This window comes from Endozoicomonas sp. SESOKO2, from assembly GCF_024606245.1.
Classification (GTDB): Bacteria; Pseudomonadota; Gammaproteobacteria; order Pseudomonadales; family Endozoicomonadaceae; genus Endozoicomonas_A.
In genome coordinates this window covers 1-1,158 of sequence record NZ_JAHHPQ010000497.1, presented here as the reverse complement: position 1 = coordinate 1,158, position 1,158 = coordinate 1, and the positions used below count along the sequence as shown (strand labels likewise).

At 51.6% G+C, this 1,158-nt stretch carries 1 protein-coding gene; it reads right to left on the bottom strand.

Annotated features, from left to right (window positions below; translation table 11 throughout):
• The coding region (locus KDK17_RS11385; RefSeq protein WP_257254395.1) for a hypothetical protein at nucleotides 1-1,158 on the bottom strand (1,158 nt) is incomplete at both ends.

The following is a 1,158-nucleotide window of genomic DNA, read 5'->3' as shown; positions in this document are numbered from 1 at the left end:
GCCCAATGGCATGGCCAGCCCGCCCAGTTCAGTGATTTTTTCAATGCCGGTGTGGAAGGCATATTGACCGGATCGGTCACGATCAACACCATAGCGTTCCAGCCAGTGCTGGAAAGGTGTGAGCATTCTGTGCGTGTAATCGCCTCGGTTGGTCAGATCCAGAAGATAGAGGAACGACATGTTTGAGAGAGACAACGCGGCAGTCTGCGAGACAGTATGGGTCGCCAGTAGCGGTTTGTAGCTGGAGAAGTACCAGGTGACAGCCTGTGCCAGGAAGGCTGAAGGTTTGACCCAGTAATCATTGAGCTGCTGCTCCACCGCTGCGGCATGAGCCTGCATCAATGTGCCATGGATAGCCTTGATCAGTTCTGATTCAGATAGTCCAGCTGCATTGGCATAAGGTGTCAGAGTATCCTGAACATTGGCCAGAAACGCTGCCGTTCTGCGGCCGTTTTCAAAGGCAATATCGTCAAGAACATAGTTGGCAATGACCGCAGCGGCATACTCTTTCATGCCGGCAACAGACGCCTTCATACCCGCCGGGCCAGTAGCGGTGATGGTCACGGGAGTAAAGGCGCTCTGCATGAATTCCTCAGTACCCTTGTCGGACAGCATTTGAACAACCTTCTTGAAGTGAGGCAGATTGACGCCGTGTTTGTAGTCAAGGAAATGTTCAAACTCGTCCACTGTCTGATAACCGTCGACACCTCTGGCGGCTTTCATGTAGTTCTCAAGTTCAGTCTTGCTGATCAGACCTTCACGCAGCAGAGCCAAGACCTTGTTACCATTAGCAGAATGGGTAGAGAAATATTCCGAGAAGCCTTTCAGATCCCCTGATTCATGCTCGACGAAGTGAATGGCTCTTTTGCCCATACCGCGTATTTCATCGTCGTATTGTTGAGCCCCGGTTTTCATCTCATTCCTGGCCCCGTCTGCCAGAGCCTGGACTTGTTTAATGATATTCTGAGGCTGATCTTCCAAAGGCACGACAGGGGAGGAGAGCGGGAAGCTCATCATCAGGCTTTTGAAGACTTCCACAATCCGGCTGGCCTGATTAAATGTCAGGTCGTCCCCGACCAGTGCCTGCAAGCGAATCGGTGCATATTCATCGTCAAAATCGAAAGTTGTCAGGCAGGGTATTGTCTTACCGCTGCTGAA